Raw genomic sequence first — 15,446 nt, 5'->3', positions numbered from 1 at the left:
ATCGTCATCCCGGCGAAGGCCGGGATCTCGCCGGTACGTTAGTACGGGAGGGAGAGATCCCGGCCTTCGCCGGGATGACGAAAATCGGAAGCTGCGGCTTGCATGACGCCAAAGGCCAAAAAAACCCTCCTCTTCAGAGGAAGAGGTAGGCGCGCCGCTCCGATCCGTTTACTTGACCGGCCGGCAATCCTTCAACCACACCGACGACAGCCCATAATCGAGCTCATCGAACGTGCCCGTCAGCTCGACATGCTTGTTGGGTTTCAACTGCAGCGCATAAACGCTCTGCCCCGGGGCGAGGATGCAGTTGACCGAAAAACCCGCCGACGCGCGGCCCGGGACGATGTCGGTCAGCACGCTGGACAGCAATTTCCATTCGACGCGATAGCTGCCGCTCGCCGGCCCCACATAGGACACCGGCCCATAGAGGGTGAACTGCCGCCCCTCATAGCGTTTCTGCACCGCCGCATTATTCTTGTCCGCCTGCCCGGTGATGTCCTGCGAGAATCGCAAGACGCTCATGCGAACCGGAGCGCCGGGCGCACTGGTTGCGCCCAGCCCCTTCGCCGCGAGCGCTTCGCCCGCCTTGCCGCCTCTGAGCTGGGCCAGGATGCCGCACATTTCGGCCTTGGCCGCGGCATCGGGGATGCCCATTCCGGCGCGCAGCTTTGCCTCCATGCGCACCGTCCCCGCGCCGTCAGCGGCAATCTCGATCGGGAACGGGCGCGACTTGCCGGTGGGCGGCGGTTCGACCAGCATCGCGCCGCCGTCGGGTTCGACCGCCAGGATCGCATAGCCTTTTGCCGCGACGATGCCGTTGAGCTGTCCGATCGCGCTCCGCATGCTCATGTTCGGCACGGTCGTGGTCGCGACAAAGCGCAGACCGGTCACCGGATTGCCCTTTTTGACAAAAGTGTCGTCGCAGGTCGCGGCCTGCGCGGTACCGGCGCTCAGTAACAGGCCCGCGGCCGTCAGCATGACACGCTTCACTCGATTGCCTTTCCTTGCATCAAAGGCAAATAGCATCGCCGCGCCGGTGCTTCCGCGCCACTGCAAAGATGTACCGGGTATCTCGCCGCCGGATCGCGGCGATATTCAGCGATACATGCCCTCGCGCAGGTTGATGCCATGCTCGAGCCAAGCCTTGAGCGCGCACAGCATTTGCGACCAGCCCTGGCAATTGCCATAGCTCGCGCCCAGCGCGTCCTGATTTTCGCGCCAGCCCTCCTCGGCGATCTCGACCAGCGTGCGGCCATCGTCGAGCGCCTTTAAACTCATCGTCACGCGCGTCCGATAGTCGGCATCCTTGGGCTCGCTACCTTCGACATTGTGCGCTTCACCCTCACTCGCCTGCCATTCGAGCACGATCTTTTCGTCTGCCACGACCTCGATGACATGGACGGGGAAGGCGCCCGGGAAATCGGCAAAATCCCATGTCACCGTCGCGCCGGTCTCGAGCCGCCCCTCGGCGCCGCCGGTGGTGAAATATTCGGACAGCTGCGCCGGATCGGCAACCGCTTCGAACACTTGGTGAACCGGCTTGGCAATCCGCGCCGCAACCCGAAATTTCAGCTCCATCGACACTCTCCGCTTGATTCGCGTATCATTATGTTATATTTTTATAACATGTCAATTCACGAAGAATATGATAAGGTTTTCAAGGCACTGGCGTCGCACATCCGCCGCCAGATCCTCGACACGCTCAAGGACCAGCCCCTGACGACCGGGACGCTGTGCGGCAACTTCGCCAACATCGACCGCTGCACCGTGATGCAACATCTGAAAGTTCTGGAAGATGCGGGGCTGATCATCGCCGAACGCCGTGGTCGCGAGCGCTGGAACCACCTCAACGCAATACCGATCCAGGACATCCACGACCGCTGGATCGGCCCGCACGCGGCAGCGGTGAGCGCGCGCTTGGCGCGGTTCAAGCAATCGGTGGAGGCAGATTAATCTGTGACAGTAGGCAAACGGCTTTTGGCCTGCGCCGCCTCACACGCATCGATCGCCGCATAAACGGGCGCCAAATGGTCATACACGCTTCGCTGATCGCCCGTCACCGTCACAAATCCGGTAGCGGTGCGGAGCCGCAAAAAGTCTTCGCGGCGCACCGAATGAGGCGGCGGCGCGGCGACAACGCGGTCGTCGGCAACGGTCGTCATATCGATCGCAAAGCGCATTTCACGTGTCTCCAGCCGGGTCAATTCGTCGCGCATCGCGGGACACTGCGCCGAATCGACCTGCGTGATTTGGGCATTTTCTCGAAGCGACGGCACGGGCGAACCGAGCGAAGCAAAAACCGCATCGGGAGGCGCGCGCCATAGGTCAGCATCGCGCGCAACAGCCTTTGCCTTCAGCCCGGCAACAAGCTTGGCCGGATCAAACGACCGGCGCATATATTTACCAAGCGGACCATCGTCATCCAGAACAGCGAATGGGATATTGATCTTTCGCGATACGATCAGGCAGTCACTGGGATCAGACCGCCAATCGTCAATCACCCGGCAATAGCTTCGAATTTCGCCGGACTGATAGTGGCCATAATCGACGAATTTCCGGTAGCCGACGATGGGGTCCAGCGCCCTATACCCATCGATAGCGGGAATTTCCGCCATCAGGACGTCGATCACTGGCCCTTTCTGAGCCTCCAGCCAGTAGGAATAGCGACTGTAATACCCCGCGACGTCATAGCCATCGAGCACCCGCGGCAGATCGTCAGGGTGCAACGGAGGCGGAGGCGGCGCGGCAATCGCAGGGATCGCCGCGCCGAATGCCAGCAGCAGTAATGGAGCCCTCACCACCCCGTTGGTTTGCCCTTATTCTGTTCGTCGAGCCATGTTTTCAGCGGCGCAAAATAATCGGCCATCGCCTTGCCTGACATCTCGCGGGTGCCGGTGAAGGCTTCGAGCGCGTCGGGCCAGGGTTTCGACGCCCCCATTTCGAGCATCGCATTGAGCTTCGCGCCGACCTCCTTGTTGCCGTAGAAGGAGCAGCGGTGGAGCGGCCCGGTCCAGCCCGCCTGCTTGCACGCGGCTTCGTAGAACTGGAACTGCAGGATGCGCGCGAGGAAATAGCGGGTGTAGGGCGTGTTGCCGGGAATGTGGAACTTCGCACCCGCGTCGAACGCGTTCGCCGGCCGCTCGCCCGGCGGCACGATACCCTGATATTGGGTGCGCAGCTGCGTCCACGCCTTGTTGTAATCGGCGGGCTTGATCGTGCCGTCGAACACACCCCAGCGCCAGCGGTCGACGAGCAGGCCGAACGGCAGGAACGCGACCTTGTCCATCGCCTGCCGCAGCAAGAGGCCGATGTCCTTGTCGGCGCTCGGCACCTTCGCCGTGTCGAGCAGGCCGATGTCGACCAAATATTGCGGGGTGATCGACAGCGCGACGAAATCGCCGATTGCCTCGTGGAAACCGTCATTGGCGCCGTTCAGATACAGGAACGGCTGCTTGTTATAGGCGCGCTGGTAATAATTATGGCCGAGCTCGTGGTGGATGGTGACGAAGTCGTCGGCATTCACCTTGATGCACATCTTGATGCGGATATCGTCCTTGTTGTCGACATCCCACGCCGACGCGTGGCAGACGACCTCGCGGTCGGCGGGCTTGGTGAACATGCTGCGCTTCCAGAAGGTTTCGGGCAGCGGTGCCATCCCCAGCGACGAATAGAAATTCTCGCCAATCTTGACCATGTCGAGCGGCGACTTGCCCTGCGCGGTCAGCAGTTCGCCGACGTCATAGCCGAGGTCGCCGGACCCCGCAGGCGCAACGAGCGGGTAGATATTGCCCCATTCCTGCGCCCACATATTGCCAAGCAGGTCGGCGCGGATCGGGCCGGTCTTCGGCTGCACCGCGTCGCCATATTTTTCGTTGAGTTTCCAGCGCGTGTAGGTGTGGAGCGCCATGTAGAGCGGCTTGACTTCCTGCCATAGGCGCTCGGTCGTCTTGGCGAAATCTTCGGGCGACATATCGTAACCCGAGCGCCACATCGCGCCGGTGTTAGCGAAGCCCAATTCCTTCGCGCCCTCGTTGGCGATGCCGACCAGGCGGGCATAGTCATCCTTCATCGGCGCACCGACATTGTCGTGCCAGCTGGTCCACATCTCGGCGAGTTCGGCGGGGGTCCGCTCGAGATTGCCCATCTCGGCCTCGATGTCCGAACCCGAGATTTCCTTGCCGCCGAGCGTGCCGCGGCCCTTGCCATATTGCGATTGCAGGTCGGTCGCGATCTGGTTGAGTTCGGTCGCCGCACCGGGCTTGGTCGGCGCGGGCAGGACGAGGCCGGTGCGCAATATGTCGAGCTTGCGCTTCGTGTCGACGCTCAGCCCTGCCACATCCTTATATTTAGCGGCTTCGAGGGCGTATTTGACCGCCTTTTCGGTCCCGACGGCGTTGATCCGCGAGGCCATCGCGTCGGTGTCTTCGGTCAGATAGGTGCTGTTGACCCAGTTCACCTGGCTCGCCTCGACCGTATAGTCGAACAAATCCTTTTCGACGGCGGCGATGAAGGCGTCGGCGTCGGCGGCGGTAGGTTTCGCAGTCTTGGCAGCCGAGGCCGGGGGCTTTTGGTCCGCCGCAACGGCGGGGCCGGCAACGGCGAGCGACAGGGCAAGCGAAAGGCTTGAAATCATGGCTTTCATGGGGCGCGTCCTCTGGATGTTATCGCAGCGCTCTCTGGCGCAATGCCAACAGCTAGGCGCTTGGCGCGAGTCCGGTCAAGCGGTCAGGAAGGCCGCGATCGCCTCGCCGAGTTCGGGCTGCGTCACGCTCGACATATGCGTTCCCGGAATCGTCGCGAGCCGCGCGTCGGCGAGCGCGGCGACGAGTTCGGATGCCGAGCCATTGTCCTGATCGTCGGCGCCGCACACCACGAGCGTCGGCATCGTGATCGCCGCGAGCATGTCCGGTGTGGTGTCGGTGAAGCTGTCGAGGAGGTGGCCCGCGGCGATGCGGTCGACCCGCATGGTTTTCATGAACTGGATCGACAGCCAGGTGTCGTCGCCGCGTTTCGCAGTTTCATATTCGGCGATGACACGTTTGAAGAAACGCCCGCGCCGCTGCCAGCCTGCGAGCCCCGCAAGGCCCATGCCACCGAGGATCAAGCGCCCGGGCCGCATGCCCGCAACGACGGCGCGCGCGCTGGTCCGTGCACCCAGCGAGAAGCCGCCGAGGTCGAAGTCGGCGAGGCCCAGCTGCGCCACAAGATCCTCCAGGTCGCGCACCAGCACATCAGCGGGGTAAAATTCGTCCTCGTGCGGTGCGTCGCTCGATCCGTGGACGCGCAGGTCGGGCATGATGACTCGGTAGCCTTCGGCCGCGATCCGTGCGGCGGTGCCGAACTTGATCCAGTTGATCTCGCCGCTCGAAAACAGGCCGTGGAGCAGGATCAGCGGCCTGCCGCCCCCCGCCTCCGGCCCGATCTCGCGCCAAGCCAGCCGCACGTCGTCGCGCGCTTCGAAAAATTTGGGGTCGATCGTCATGTCCGGCCTATGCCCCTGCGGCGGCTGGTTGAGCAAGGGCGTTCAGCGCGGGCGCAGCCCCTTTTGCTCCATCCGCCACTTCGCCATCTCGATCCGGTCCTGTCCGAAAAAGGGCTCGCCCTCGAAAACCAGCGTCGGAACGCCCCAATGGCCGGCGATCTCGAGCGCGACCTGATTCGCGGCAATCTCATTGTCGAGCAGCTGCGCGTCCTTCTCCGCCTCGGCGTCGAGTTCGGCGAGGTCGAGACCTGCGCGCTGCGCCGCTCCCGCCAGATGGTCGCCGAGATGCCAGTCCTGCGCGCCGCCCCAGATCAGCTGCGCCGTCTCATGCGCAAACGCCAGGCTCTTGCCGCGGCGCGACGCCGCCTGGCCGAGCCGGGTGAGGCGATAGATATAGGGTTGGTCGGCGGCAATCTCGCGCGTCATCACATTCTGGACGATCGGGTCGGGGCGCGGCGGGCCGAAGGGGATGCCGTGAAACTGCGCGACGCGGATCATGTCGCGCATCGTGTAGCTGAGCCAATTGGGGTGGTTGCGCTCGAAAAAGTCGGGCTGGCGGATCGCGAGCGGATAGACGGGACGCAGGTCGATCGACAGGTCGTGGCTCGCTGTGAGCGCGCGGTAGCGGCCGATGGCGAGGTAGGAATAGGGCGAGCGGAACGACCAGAAGAGGTCTGCGGTCAGGGTCATCGGGCCATCCTGCGGAAATGACGCCACTTTGCAAGCATTGTCGGGGAAATTTACACCAAGGTGGATCGATTTCGCGGAAGGTTACGAAAGTGCCGCACAGCGTGGGGTCGCTTGCAGTTAATAGCAATTGCTATTATATCGCATGCCATGAGTGACACGATCGGATTCCTGCTGAACGACACCGCGCGGCTGTTCCGCCGCGCCTTCAACGCCCGCACCCGCGACAGCGGGATCACCGCGCTGCAATGGCGGCTGCTGATCTACCTGCGCCGCCATGAGGGCATCCGGCAGGGGCCGCTCGCCGAGCTGATCGAGGTCGAACCGATCACGCTGTCGCGGATGATCGACCGGCTGGAGGAAGCCGGACTGGTCGAACGCCGCGCCGACCTGAGCGATCGCCGCGCTTGGTTGCTCTATCTGGCGCCGGGCGCCGAAGAGCTGCTGACCGCGATGCGCGCCACCACCGATGCGCTGAACGCCGAAGCGACCGAGGGGCTGACCGCCGCGGAGCGCGAGCAGCTCGCGGCGCTGGTCGAGCGGGTGCGTGCCAATTTGTCGCGCCGCGAATGCCTGAAAGAAGAGGAGGCCGCCTGATGGACCAGCTGTCGCCCGCGCGCCCTGCCGCCGATGACACCAAACCCGCGCCGCAGGCCGACCCGGTGCCGCCTCCCACCGCCGCCGCGCCCGCCCCCAAGGACGCGCCGAAGTGGCGCACCCGCTTGTTGATGTTCGGCCTGCCGGCCTTGCTGATCGCCGGGGGCGCTGGCTGGTGGCTGACCAGCGGCGGTTCGGTGTCGACCGACAACGCCTATGTCCAGATGGACAAGGTATCGGTCGCCGCCGAAGTGGGCGGACGGATCACCGAAGTGGCCGTGCGCGACGGGCAGCAGGTCGCCGCGGGGCAATTGCTGTTCCGCATCGACGGCGAACCCTATGCGTTGAGCGTCGCGCAGGCCAATGCCGCGATCGACGCCGCGCAGGTCGACGTCGGCAATCTGGCGGCGAGCGCCCGCACGTCGAGCGTCGATATTGCCGCCGCCCGCGAAGATGTCGCCTTTGCCGAGGTCAATTTCCAGCGGCAGGCGGCACTGATGGAGAAGGGCTTCACCACCCGTGCCGCCTATGACGCATCGCGCCATGCGGTCGCGCAGGCGCGCGAGCGGGTGCGGCAGGCCGAGGCCGCCGCGGCCGAGGCGCGCACCAAGCTGGCCGCAGGTCCCACGAGCGGGGTCAATCCGCAGATCGAAGCGGCGCGCGTCCAGCGCTCGCAAGCCGAGGTCAACCTCGCCCGCACCACCGTCCGCGCACCAAGCGCCGGGCGCGTCGCGCAAGCGGACCGGTTGCAGATCGGCCAGATGATGGTCGCAGGGCTGCCCGCGGTCACGCTGGTCGACACGGCACACCCGTGGGTCGAGGCCAATTTCAAGGAAACCGACCTCGCCAATATGCGCGTCGGCCAGCGCGCCGAAGTGAGCTTCGACGCCTATCCGGGGCTGAAGGTGCGCGGCCATGTGCTGACGATCGGCGCGGGAACGGGCAGCGAATTTTCGGTGCTGCCGGCGCAGAATGCGACGGGCAACTGGGTCAAGGTGACGCAGCGGGTGCCGGTGCGGATCGCCTTCGACGAAAAGCCGTCGCGCGAGATGATCGCCGGGCTGTCGGCGGAGGTGCGGGTGTTTACCGGCGGTGGTGCGGTGACGGGGAAGTAGGGGTGGGCTTGCGGCTTTGCACAACCCCATCCCTCCCCTTCAGGGGAGGGCAGCGAGACTTGGGAACTTGTTCCCTAGTCGCAGCGGGTGGGGGTCAGCGGCGTTGCGCTGCTCCGCATGCGCCCACCCCGCTGCGACTAGGCAGCAAGCTGCCAAGTCTCACTGCCCCTCCCCTAAAGGGGAGGGGTTAAACTGGCCATGGCCTCGCGCTCGCTCCCCCGTCGCCCCGCCGCGACCGCGCTGCCCGCCGACGACAGCGTCCCGTTGCACGAGCGCGTCCGGCACCGCGCGCTGTTGACCGTCGCGGTGATGGGCGCGTCGATCATGCAGATCCTCGACACCACGATCGCCAATGTCGCGATCCCGCACATGCAATCGGCGCTCGGCGCGACGAGCGAGACGGTGACGTGGGTGCTGACCAGCTATATTTTGGCGAGTGCGGTCGCGATGCCGATCACCGGCTGGCTGGCGGATCGCATCGGGCGGCGCGAATTGTTCCTGATCGCGATTTTCGGCTTCATCGTCGCATCGATGGCGTGCGGCGCGGCGCAGTCGCTGGAACAGATGGTCGCCTTTCGCTTTTTGCAGGGGGTGTTCGCCGCCTTTATCGGCCCGCTGTCGCAGGCGGTGATGCTCGACATCAACCCGCCCGAACGCCATGCGCGCGCGATGTCGATCTGGGGCATGGGGATCATGATCGGGCCGATCCTGGGGCCGGTGCTGGGCGGCTGGCTGACCGAGCAGGCGAGCTGGCGCTGGGTATTTTACGTCAACCTGCCGTTCGGGGTGCTGACGCTGGCGCTGATGTGGGCGCTGCTGCCCGCGACGCGCAAGACCGACCGGCGGTTCGACCTGTTCGGTTTTTCGATGCTGGCGCTGGGGCTGGCGGCGCTGCAATTGATGCTCGACCGCGGCGCCCATGCCGACTGGTTCGAAAGCGTCGAAATCTGGATCGAATGCGGTGTCGCGATCGCGTGCCTGTGGATGTTCGTCGTCCATATGGTCACCGCGCGCGCGCCCTTGTTCAGCCGCGCGATGCTGACCGACCGCAATCTGGTCACCGCGATGGGATTCATGGTCGTCGTCGGGGTGGTGATGTTCGCGTCGATGGCGCTGTTGCCGCCGATGCTCCAGAACCTGTTCGGATGGCCGGTGATCGACACCGGGCTGGCGCTGGCGGTGCGCGGGATCGGCATCCTGATCAGCATGGCGGTGGCGGGGCGCCTGCTGGGCAAGGTCGACCCACGCTGGCTGGTCGGCACCGGCCTCTCCATCGCCGCCTTTTCGCTGTGGCAGATGAGCCACTGGTCGCTGGACATGGGGATGCAGCCGGTGATCGTCAGCGGGCTGATCCAGGGGCTGGGCATGGGGCTGATCTTCATCCCGCTCAACACGATGGCGTTCGCGACGATCCAGCCGCAGTTTCGCACCGACGGGTCGAGCCTGCTCAACCTGTTCCGCAGCCTGGGCGCGTCGATCGGCATTTCGATCGTCACGACATTGCTGGCGTCGAACACCCAGACGAGCCACGCCGACCTGGCGGCGCATGTGACGAGCAGTTCGGTGAGCGTCATCGACCCGTCGACCGCCGACCGCTTCGGCATCGCGGGCGAAACCGCGCTGGCGCTGGTCAATGCCGAAATCACGCGGCAGGCGGCGATGGTCGCCTATATCGACGATTTCTGGGCGATGATGTGGATGACGCTGGCGGCAGTGCCGCTGGTGCTGTTGCTGCGCCCGCCGGGGGCGGGGGCGCCGAAGGCGTCGGCGGCGGATATGGGGCATTAGGGATTGGGTGGTTTTTTTGGGTGGGAAGCGGCCGTCAGCTCTCCACTCGAAATGGATGGGTCGGATTATCAGCGATGAACTTGGCTACGTCGCGAAACTGTTCCGGATAGGGTTCGACCTCTCGCCAGCCGGTATTGGGCAAGAACCGAAACCCGGCGCGCCACAGCGCCTCGACCTTTTTCCACTGATCAACGTCAGTTTTCTTGGGCGCCTTGAAAGCTCGTCCCATCCAGTTCGCCGATTTTCCGCACTGCGGACAAGTTCCGGTGCTTTCCTCCGGCAGCTTCCACGATTTTCGACAACCGAAACAAGCGTGAGCTACAAGATAGTCCGGGCCGCGATGATAAGGCGGAACATAGGGACCAGCGATGACCCTATTCCCGATCGCCTTGCGTAACTCCATGCGTTCAGATTTGGACGGTGAAGGTTTCATTCGCCGAATAGTGCCGCAATCTTCCAACGTCCACAATCGGTCGTTTCCTGCCATTTCCTATTTTCGTCAGCCCTGCGGGCTGCCACCTCCCCATCGCAAGTCGATGGGGAGGATCGTTGACGGCAACTATCGGGTTCCTTTTGCCATAAGCGAGCGCACCTCAGCCACCAGCCCCGTCCATCCGCCCGCCCTTGTCAAAGCCCCAGCCTCCCCCTATCCCCGCGACCGTGCCTTTGCGCACCCGCTGCCGGGTGCCGTCACCAAAGATCGCTTCCGCTGCCCCCTGCTCCCGCCACCCCCTATGTCGCACAGCTCAGCATCGGCGCGGGGCGGCGGACGCTGGCGATCGGCCTCGCCGTCCTGATCCCGGCGCTGCTGCTGTTGATGCTGCTGGCCTTTGGCGTCGAAAAGCCGCCGGTGGTCAAAGAGGAGTGGGTCAGCGTCGTGAGCATCGCCGCGCCGCAGGCCTCCGAAGAGGCTGGTGAAGCGAGCCCGCACACCGAGACCAAGCCGCTGCCCGAGCCGCCGACGCCCGACGCGCCGGTGCCGCCGCAAGTCGCCGAGCCGATCGCCGCACCGGCGCCGCCCGCGCCGCCCCAGCCCGTGCCGCCGCCGCCGACCGTCCCGCGCATCGGGGTGCGCCCGCCGGGCGGCCAGGTTTATGGGCCGCCGAATATCGGGGGATCGTCGTCGTCATCCCGCGACACCGAACGCGTCGGGACGGCGCCCAATGGCGAGCCGCTCTATGCCGCCGCCTGGTATCGCGAGCCGAGCGACGGCGAGCTGCGCGGTTACCTGTCGACCGCCGACGGCCCCGGCTGGGGGCTGATCGCGTGCCGCACCGCGCCCGATTTCCGGGTCGAGGAGTGCGTCGGGCTGGACGAATATCCGACCGGATCGCGGATCATGCGCGCGGTGCTGGCGGCGGCGTGGCAGTTTCGCGTGCGACCGCCGCGGCTGGGCGGCAAGCCGATGGTCGGCGCGTGGGTGCGGATCCGGATCGATTATGGGGTGCGGCGGCGGTAAGCTGGTGGGAGTGGCTCAGCCGATCCTCCCTGCGGCGAAGCCGTGGGGAGGGGGACCGTCGCCGCAGGCGATGGTGGAGGGGCAGCGACGTCGCGCTAGTGCCCCTCCGTCAGCGCTTCGCGCTGCCACCTCCCCATGGCTTCGCCACAGGGAGGATCAAAGCCAGCTTCCGATCGCGTCGCCCATCACCGGAAGAAACAATTCACCCCCGCGAACAACGCGTCGATCTTTGCCGCGGCGCCGGGCGCGGCGAACATCCCGCCGATGGCGTTGTCGCCGGTGCCGATGCTGAATTCCTCGCCCAGCGTGCTGTCCTCGACATCGACGATCGACACCGACTCGCCCGCCTTGGCGCGGGTCGTGCCGATCGCGATGCCGCTGGCCGTTGAATAGGCCGCCGCGCCGGGTTCGTTGCCAAGGAACCAGCCGACGAATTTGTCGTCCTGGAAATTGAGCGTCATCGCGTCGTAGCGGGTGAATTGCATCGGACCGGCGCCGCATTCGTCGTTGGTGCTGCGGTCGTCGGCCTGCCCCGCGACGTTGGCGAGCGCGGTTTCGGCCTGCGCGCGGGGGACGCCGAAGGCGAGCAGGCTGGCCTTGCCGCTGCTCTTGTCGATGAAGCGCAGCCCCTCGCCGTCGAGGCTGACCGCGGTGGTCGCGGCGGCGGGGCCGTCGGCTTTGGCCTCGGGCACCGGGGGCGCGGCCGTTTCGGGGGCGGCAGGCGCCTTGTCCGCCGCGGGTTTGCATGCCGCGAGCAGCGCCACCATCGCGAGGGTCGTGAACTTGCGCATCGCCTATCTCCTGCCTCTGACCGCCATCACCAATATCGCGCCGAGCGCCGCCAGCGCCATATCCTTTTGCGCGTCCCAGATGTCGCCTTGCTGACCATTATAGCGGTCGGCGGTTTCGCCCGCCGCGACGATGGTGAGCAGCCATTCGAAGATTTCATAAAGGCAGGAGGTGGCCAAGACCCAAGCAAGCACGGTTAACGCCGCGCCGCGCGGTCCCAGCCCGCCCCAGCGGCGGGCGATTTCGGCGACGGGGATGACCGACAGCGCGCCGAAGGCGAAATGCACGAGGCGGTCATAATGATTGCGCGTCCAGCCGAAGGCGTCGGAGAGGCCGGTACCGGTCAGCGCGCGCGCCCAGTCGTCATAAGGGACATTGCTATACGCATAACGCCCGCCGAGGGTGTGGAGCGCGAAGAAGGCGATAATGCAGGCGAGCGCGGGAGTCGAAAGCGGCCAGCGGCGGAGCAATGGGGGTGCCGCGACGATCAGCAGCATCGTCGGGATATGCTGGAGCAGCGCGATTTCAGGATAGGGCTGGTCGATCTGCGCGGCGAGCAGCAGCGCGGCGAGGAGGCCGAGCAGGGCTTTCTGCGCGCGCCCGAGGGCGGCGAAGGCTTGGATCATGCGCGCCCCCCTCTCCGTTCGTCCCGAGCGAAGTCGAGGGACGTAAAGCCGGGCGCAGGCGTGTCTCGACTTCGCTCGACACGAACGGGAATTGGGTTTGAAACCGCGCTCACCAGCGCAGCGACATGCAGCTGAGCCCCGCGTCGATGCGCGCAATCTGGGCCGTCGCGAGCGGGCGGATCGCGAGGCCGCGCGCCGCGAGCAGCGCGTGGGTCGCGGGCCAGCGGTCGCCGACGAGGATCGTGTCGTTGATGCGCAGCAGGTTGGCAGCTTCTTCTTCGCCGGGCGGGGTGGTGACAACCTCCAGCCCGGCGAACTGCGGACAGCGCGCCAGTGCCGGGACCGCGAGGATCGTGCCCGCGTCGATCAGGCCGCAGCCGGTCTTGAAATGGAGGACGTCGGGCGGGGTTTCGGCGATCTCGGCGCTGTAACCGACTTGGCCGAGCAGACCGGCAAGCTCCTCGGCCCCGGCGCGGTCGGTGCGCGCCGAGAGGCCGATGATCACCCGGTCGGCGAGGCGCAATATGTCACCGCCGTCGGCGTATCCGGGGCCGGTCATTTCGAGGAGGCGCGGATGGAGCGCAGCGAGCGCGGCGCGGATATGCTGGACCTCGCCCGCGCGGCTCGGCGCGCCGGGGCGGAGCAGGATCGCGCCTTCGGGAAAGGTCAGCGCGACATCTTCTGTGAACAGCGCGTCGGGGAAGGCGTCGAGCGGGTCGAGGACGTCGACGATCAGGCCGAGGGCGCGCAGCGCCCTGACATAGGCTTCATGCTCGGCGAGGAGGCCGGTGAAATCGGGGTCGGGACCGCCGTTCGCGCGGATGCCATGGATGGCCGAGGGCGCGGGGGCGCGGCAGAGGGCGTGGGTGAAGGCGTAGGGGGCGGTCATGGCAGCGGCATAGCTTGAATGCTCCGGCAACGCCAAGCGATCCTCCCTGTGCCGCAGGCATGGGGAGGTGGCAGCCTCGAAGCGGCTGACGGAGGGGCTTTGGCGCTGTCGTCGCGGCCCCTCCACCACCGCTACGCGGAGTGTCGGGTCGTCCAGTCCCCCGGACTGGACTTGGATTGCCGGGGGCAATCCAACCCTGCACTCCCCCTCCCCATCGCTTCGCGACAGGGAGGATTTCAGATTCAGCCCTTCTTCAGGTGTCGCCGCCCGAGCAGTTCGGCGATCTGCACCGCGTTCAGCGCCGCGCCCTTGCGGAGGTTATCGCTGACGCACCAGAGGTTGAGGCCGTTTTCGACCGTCGGGTCTTCGCGCACGCGGCTGACGAAGGTCGCGAAATCGCCGACGCATTCGACGGGGGTGATATAACCGCCGTCCTCGCGCTTATCGTGGAGCACCACGCCGGGGGCTTCGCGCAGGATGCGCTGCGCGTCCTCGGCCGACAGTTCGTCCTCCATCTCGATATTGATCGCTTCCGAATGGCCGACAAAGACGGGGACGCGGACGCAGGTCGCCGTCACCTTGATCTTGGGATCGAGGATCTTCTTGGTCTCGACGACCATCTTCCATTCCTCCTTGGTCGAGCCGTCGTCGAGGAATTTGTCGATGTGCGGGATGACGTTGAAGGCGATCTGCTTGGTGAATTTTTGCACGTCCTTTTCGTCGCCGACGAAGATCTGGCGGGTCTGGTTCCACAGCTCGTCCATGCCCGCCTTGCCGGCGCCCGACACCGACTGGTAGGTCGACACGACGACGCGGGTGATCTTGGCAGCGTCATGCAGCGGCTTCAGCGCGACGACCATCTGCGCGGTCGAGCAGTTCGGGTTCGCGATGATATTGCGCTTGGTATAGCCGTCGATCGCGTCGGGGTTCACCTCGGGCACGATCAGCGGCACGTCGGGGTCCATGCGATAGAGCGACGAGTTGTCGATCACGACGCAGCCCGCCGCCGCGGCCTTGGGCGCGTGGATCGCGGTGGCGTCGCTGCCGATCGCGAAAATCGCCATGTCCCAGCCCGACCAGTCGAAATTCTCGATATTCTGGCATTTCACGGTCTTGCCGGTGTCGCCGATCTCGATCTCGTCGCCCTGGCTGCGCGACGATGCGACCGCCGCCAGTTCGTCGTAGGGAAATTCGCGCTCGGCGAGAATGGCGAGCACTTCGCGCCCGACATTGCCCGTCGCGCCGGCGACAACGATACGATAACCCATCTACTCACTCCTCGGTACAAATTTGAATAAAAATTCGGTCAGACTTTCCAGCGAAAATGGCCGGTCAGCGGGTGGTCGAAGAGCGCGTCTTCCTCACGCGCGCCGCGGCCGATATTGTGGATCACAAGCGGGCGCCCCGCTGCCGTAGTTCGGTCGGAGACGATGCCGGTGTGCGGAAAGCGTCCGCCGGTCATCGAGGTGAAGATGTCGCCGGGCCGCCAGTCGGCGGGGTCGGTCGAAACGGGCAGCCGCGCACGCTGGCGCGTCCAATAGGTCGCCAGATTGGGTACGCGGCGATGGTCGATGTTGCGGTCGGGGCGTCGGAGCCCCCAGTTGCGGGGATAGGCCGCAAAATCGCGCTTCATGTCGGCGTTGACGAGCGCCTGCAGGTCGATGCCGAGCGCGTCGCGATAGGCGCGGATGATGACGTCGGTACACACACCCTTCGCCCGGTCGACGTCTCCGCCGGGGAAGGGCAGCACGCTGTAGGCGGGGTCATAGGAAAGCGTCACCCCCACCTGCCGCCGCGCCGCGGCTACGAGCCGTTCGGCGTTTGGCGCCGCGAATGCGCCGCGCCCCAGCCCGAACGCCCCAAAGCACAGCCCCGCGCCGAGAACGGCGCGCCTGCCAAGTTGCTGGGAGAGGGACGCGTGCATCAATTTCGCTTTGCCCAAAAGAAAACGACCGGCTCTGCCTGTTGGCGGAACCGGTCGTTTTTGAAAGCTGTTTCGGCTTTGTAGAGGAGA

At 65.5% G+C, this 15,446-nt stretch carries 17 protein-coding genes; 5 read left to right on the top strand and 12 right to left on the bottom strand.

Annotation, left to right across the window (positions count from 1 at the left end; translation table 11 throughout):
* Positions 1–168: 168 nt before the first annotated feature.
* On the bottom strand, positions 169–978 hold the full coding sequence (locus FFS18_RS09235) for a hypothetical protein (RefSeq protein WP_137870562.1): 810 nt from the start codon (positions 976–978) through the stop codon (positions 169–171).
* 117 nt (positions 979–1,095) lie between these two features.
* Positions 1,096–1,578: an SRPBCC family protein gene (locus FFS18_RS09230; RefSeq protein WP_137870561.1), complete on the bottom strand. Its 483-nt coding sequence runs from the start codon at positions 1,576–1,578 to the stop codon at positions 1,096–1,098.
* 48 nt (positions 1,579–1,626) lie between these two features.
* Here FFS18_RS09230 and FFS18_RS09225 point away from each other — a divergent pair, with 48 nt between their 5' ends.
* Entirely contained in the window at positions 1,627–1,953 is a 327-nt protein-coding gene (locus tag FFS18_RS09225) for an ArsR/SmtB family transcription factor (protein ID WP_137870560.1), read from the top strand.
* Here FFS18_RS09225 and FFS18_RS09220 read toward each other — a convergent pair.
* From FFS18_RS09220 to FFS18_RS09205, 4 genes are all read right to left on the bottom strand, one after another.
* Entirely contained in the window at positions 1,950–2,726 is a 777-nt protein-coding gene (locus FFS18_RS09220; RefSeq protein WP_137870559.1) for a hypothetical protein, read from the bottom strand. The genes FFS18_RS09225 and FFS18_RS09220 overlap by 4 nt on opposite strands.
* A gap of 68 nt (positions 2,727–2,794) precedes the next feature.
* A complete protein-coding gene (locus FFS18_RS09215) occupies positions 2,795–4,642 on the bottom strand; it encodes a M2 family metallopeptidase (RefSeq protein ID WP_137870558.1) in 1,848 nt (615 codons plus the stop codon).
* A gap of 75 nt (positions 4,643–4,717) precedes the next feature.
* Positions 4,718–5,482: an alpha/beta fold hydrolase gene (locus FFS18_RS09210; RefSeq protein WP_137870557.1), complete on the bottom strand. Its 765-nt coding sequence runs from the start codon at positions 5,480–5,482 to the stop codon at positions 4,718–4,720.
* 42 nt (positions 5,483–5,524) lie between these two features.
* The gene (locus tag FFS18_RS09205; RefSeq protein WP_137870556.1) at positions 5,525–6,172 is read right to left on the bottom strand and encodes a 2-hydroxychromene-2-carboxylate isomerase; all 648 of its coding nucleotides are present in this window, start codon (positions 6,170–6,172) and stop codon (positions 5,525–5,527) included.
* 147 nt (positions 6,173–6,319) lie between these two features.
* Here FFS18_RS09205 and FFS18_RS09200 point away from each other — a divergent pair, with 147 nt between their 5' ends.
* The 3 genes from FFS18_RS09200 (at position 6,320) to FFS18_RS09190 (ending at position 9,669) form a co-directional block, all read left to right on the top strand.
* Positions 6,320–6,766 carry a MarR family winged helix-turn-helix transcriptional regulator gene (locus FFS18_RS09200; protein WP_120217276.1) on the top strand — a complete coding sequence of 149 codons (447 nt, stop codon included), beginning with the start codon at positions 6,320–6,322 and terminating at the stop codon, positions 6,764–6,766.
* Complete coding sequence (locus FFS18_RS09195) at positions 6,766–7,881, top strand: HlyD family secretion protein (protein WP_137870555.1); 1,116 nt, start codon at positions 6,766–6,768, stop codon at positions 7,879–7,881. The genes FFS18_RS09200 and FFS18_RS09195 overlap by 1 nt, the downstream gene beginning before the upstream one ends.
* Positions 7,882–8,079: 198 nt before the next feature.
* Entirely contained in the window at positions 8,080–9,669 is a 1,590-nt protein-coding gene (locus FFS18_RS09190) for an MDR family MFS transporter (RefSeq protein WP_137870554.1), read from the top strand.
* A gap of 34 nt (positions 9,670–9,703) precedes the next feature.
* Here FFS18_RS09190 and FFS18_RS09185 read toward each other — a convergent pair whose 3' ends face one another.
* A complete protein-coding gene (locus tag FFS18_RS09185) occupies positions 9,704–10,102 on the bottom strand; it encodes a hypothetical protein (protein WP_137870553.1) in 399 nt (132 codons plus the stop codon).
* Between the two features lie 384 nt (positions 10,103–10,486).
* On the opposite strand from FFS18_RS09185, the gene FFS18_RS09180 reads away from it, so the two are divergent.
* On the top strand, positions 10,487–11,128 hold the full coding sequence (locus FFS18_RS09180; protein ID WP_249340353.1) for a hypothetical protein: 642 nt from the start codon (positions 10,487–10,489) through the stop codon (positions 11,126–11,128).
* Between the two features lie 185 nt (positions 11,129–11,313).
* On the opposite strand, the gene FFS18_RS09175 is transcribed toward FFS18_RS09180, so the two are convergent.
* The 5 genes from FFS18_RS09175 to FFS18_RS09150 form a co-directional block, all read right to left on the bottom strand.
* Complete coding sequence (locus FFS18_RS09175) at positions 11,314–11,919, bottom strand: hypothetical protein (protein WP_137870551.1); 606 nt, start codon at positions 11,917–11,919, stop codon at positions 11,314–11,316.
* A 3-nt stretch (positions 11,920–11,922) separates the two neighbouring features.
* Positions 11,923–12,543: a DUF2238 domain-containing protein gene (locus tag FFS18_RS09170; RefSeq protein WP_137870550.1), complete on the bottom strand. Its 621-nt coding sequence runs from the start codon at positions 12,541–12,543 to the stop codon at positions 11,923–11,925.
* A gap of 109 nt (positions 12,544–12,652) precedes the next feature.
* Positions 12,653–13,432, bottom strand: a complete 780-nt coding sequence (locus FFS18_RS09160) for a dimethylarginine dimethylaminohydrolase family protein (protein ID WP_137870549.1) — start codon at positions 13,430–13,432, stop codon at positions 12,653–12,655.
* Between the two features lie 242 nt (positions 13,433–13,674).
* Entirely contained in the window at positions 13,675–14,700 is a 1,026-nt protein-coding gene (locus tag FFS18_RS09155; protein ID WP_137870548.1) for an aspartate-semialdehyde dehydrogenase, read from the bottom strand.
* Positions 14,701–14,738: 38 nt separating this feature from the next.
* Complete coding sequence (locus tag FFS18_RS09150) at positions 14,739–15,356, bottom strand: DUF1287 domain-containing protein (protein WP_137870547.1); 618 nt, start codon at positions 15,354–15,356, stop codon at positions 14,739–14,741.
* Positions 15,357–15,446 lie beyond the last annotated feature (90 nt).

This window comes from Sphingopyxis sp. 2PD (assembly GCF_005503695.1).
In the GTDB taxonomy this organism is placed as follows: domain Bacteria; phylum Pseudomonadota; class Alphaproteobacteria; order Sphingomonadales; family Sphingomonadaceae; genus Sphingopyxis.
This window is presented reverse-complemented; position numbering and strand designations above follow the sequence as displayed.

Bases quoted from the DNA above. Each gene is read 5' to 3' on its own strand.
- FFS18_RS09235 (WP_137870562.1), bottom strand. From the start codon at position 978: ATGCTGACGGCCGCGGGCCTGTTACTGAGCGCCGGTACCGCGCAGGCC.
- FFS18_RS09230 (WP_137870561.1), bottom strand. From the start codon at position 1,578: ATGGAGCTGAAATTTCGGGTTGCGGCGCGGATTGCCAAGCCGGTTCAC.
- FFS18_RS09225 (WP_137870560.1), top strand. From the start codon at position 1,627: ATGTCAATTCACGAAGAATATGATAAGGTTTTCAAGGCACTGGCGTCG.
- FFS18_RS09215 (WP_137870558.1), bottom strand. From the start codon at position 4,642: ATGAAAGCCATGATTTCAAGCCTTTCGCTTGCCCTGTCGCTCGCCGTT.
- FFS18_RS09210 (WP_137870557.1), bottom strand. From the start codon at position 5,482: ATGACGATCGACCCCAAATTTTTCGAAGCGCGCGACGACGTGCGGCTG.
- FFS18_RS09205 (WP_137870556.1), bottom strand. From the start codon at position 6,172: ATGACCCTGACCGCAGACCTCTTCTGGTCGTTCCGCTCGCCCTATTCC.
- FFS18_RS09200 (WP_120217276.1), top strand. From the start codon at position 6,320: ATGAGTGACACGATCGGATTCCTGCTGAACGACACCGCGCGGCTGTTC.
- FFS18_RS09195 (WP_137870555.1), top strand. From the start codon at position 6,766: ATGGACCAGCTGTCGCCCGCGCGCCCTGCCGCCGATGACACCAAACCC.
- FFS18_RS09190 (WP_137870554.1), top strand. From the start codon at position 8,080: ATGGCCTCGCGCTCGCTCCCCCGTCGCCCCGCCGCGACCGCGCTGCCC.
- FFS18_RS09185 (WP_137870553.1), bottom strand. From the start codon at position 10,102: ATGAAACCTTCACCGTCCAAATCTGAACGCATGGAGTTACGCAAGGCG.
- FFS18_RS09180 (WP_249340353.1), top strand. From the start codon at position 10,487: ATGCTGCTGGCCTTTGGCGTCGAAAAGCCGCCGGTGGTCAAAGAGGAG.
- FFS18_RS09175 (WP_137870551.1), bottom strand. From the start codon at position 11,919: ATGCGCAAGTTCACGACCCTCGCGATGGTGGCGCTGCTCGCGGCATGC.
- FFS18_RS09170 (WP_137870550.1), bottom strand. From the start codon at position 12,543: ATGATCCAAGCCTTCGCCGCCCTCGGGCGCGCGCAGAAAGCCCTGCTC.
- FFS18_RS09160 (WP_137870549.1), bottom strand. From the start codon at position 13,432: ATGACCGCCCCCTACGCCTTCACCCACGCCCTCTGCCGCGCCCCCGCG.
- FFS18_RS09155 (WP_137870548.1), bottom strand. From the start codon at position 14,700: ATGGGTTATCGTATCGTTGTCGCCGGCGCGACGGGCAATGTCGGGCGC.
- FFS18_RS09150 (WP_137870547.1), bottom strand. From the start codon at position 15,356: ATGCACGCGTCCCTCTCCCAGCAACTTGGCAGGCGCGCCGTTCTCGGC.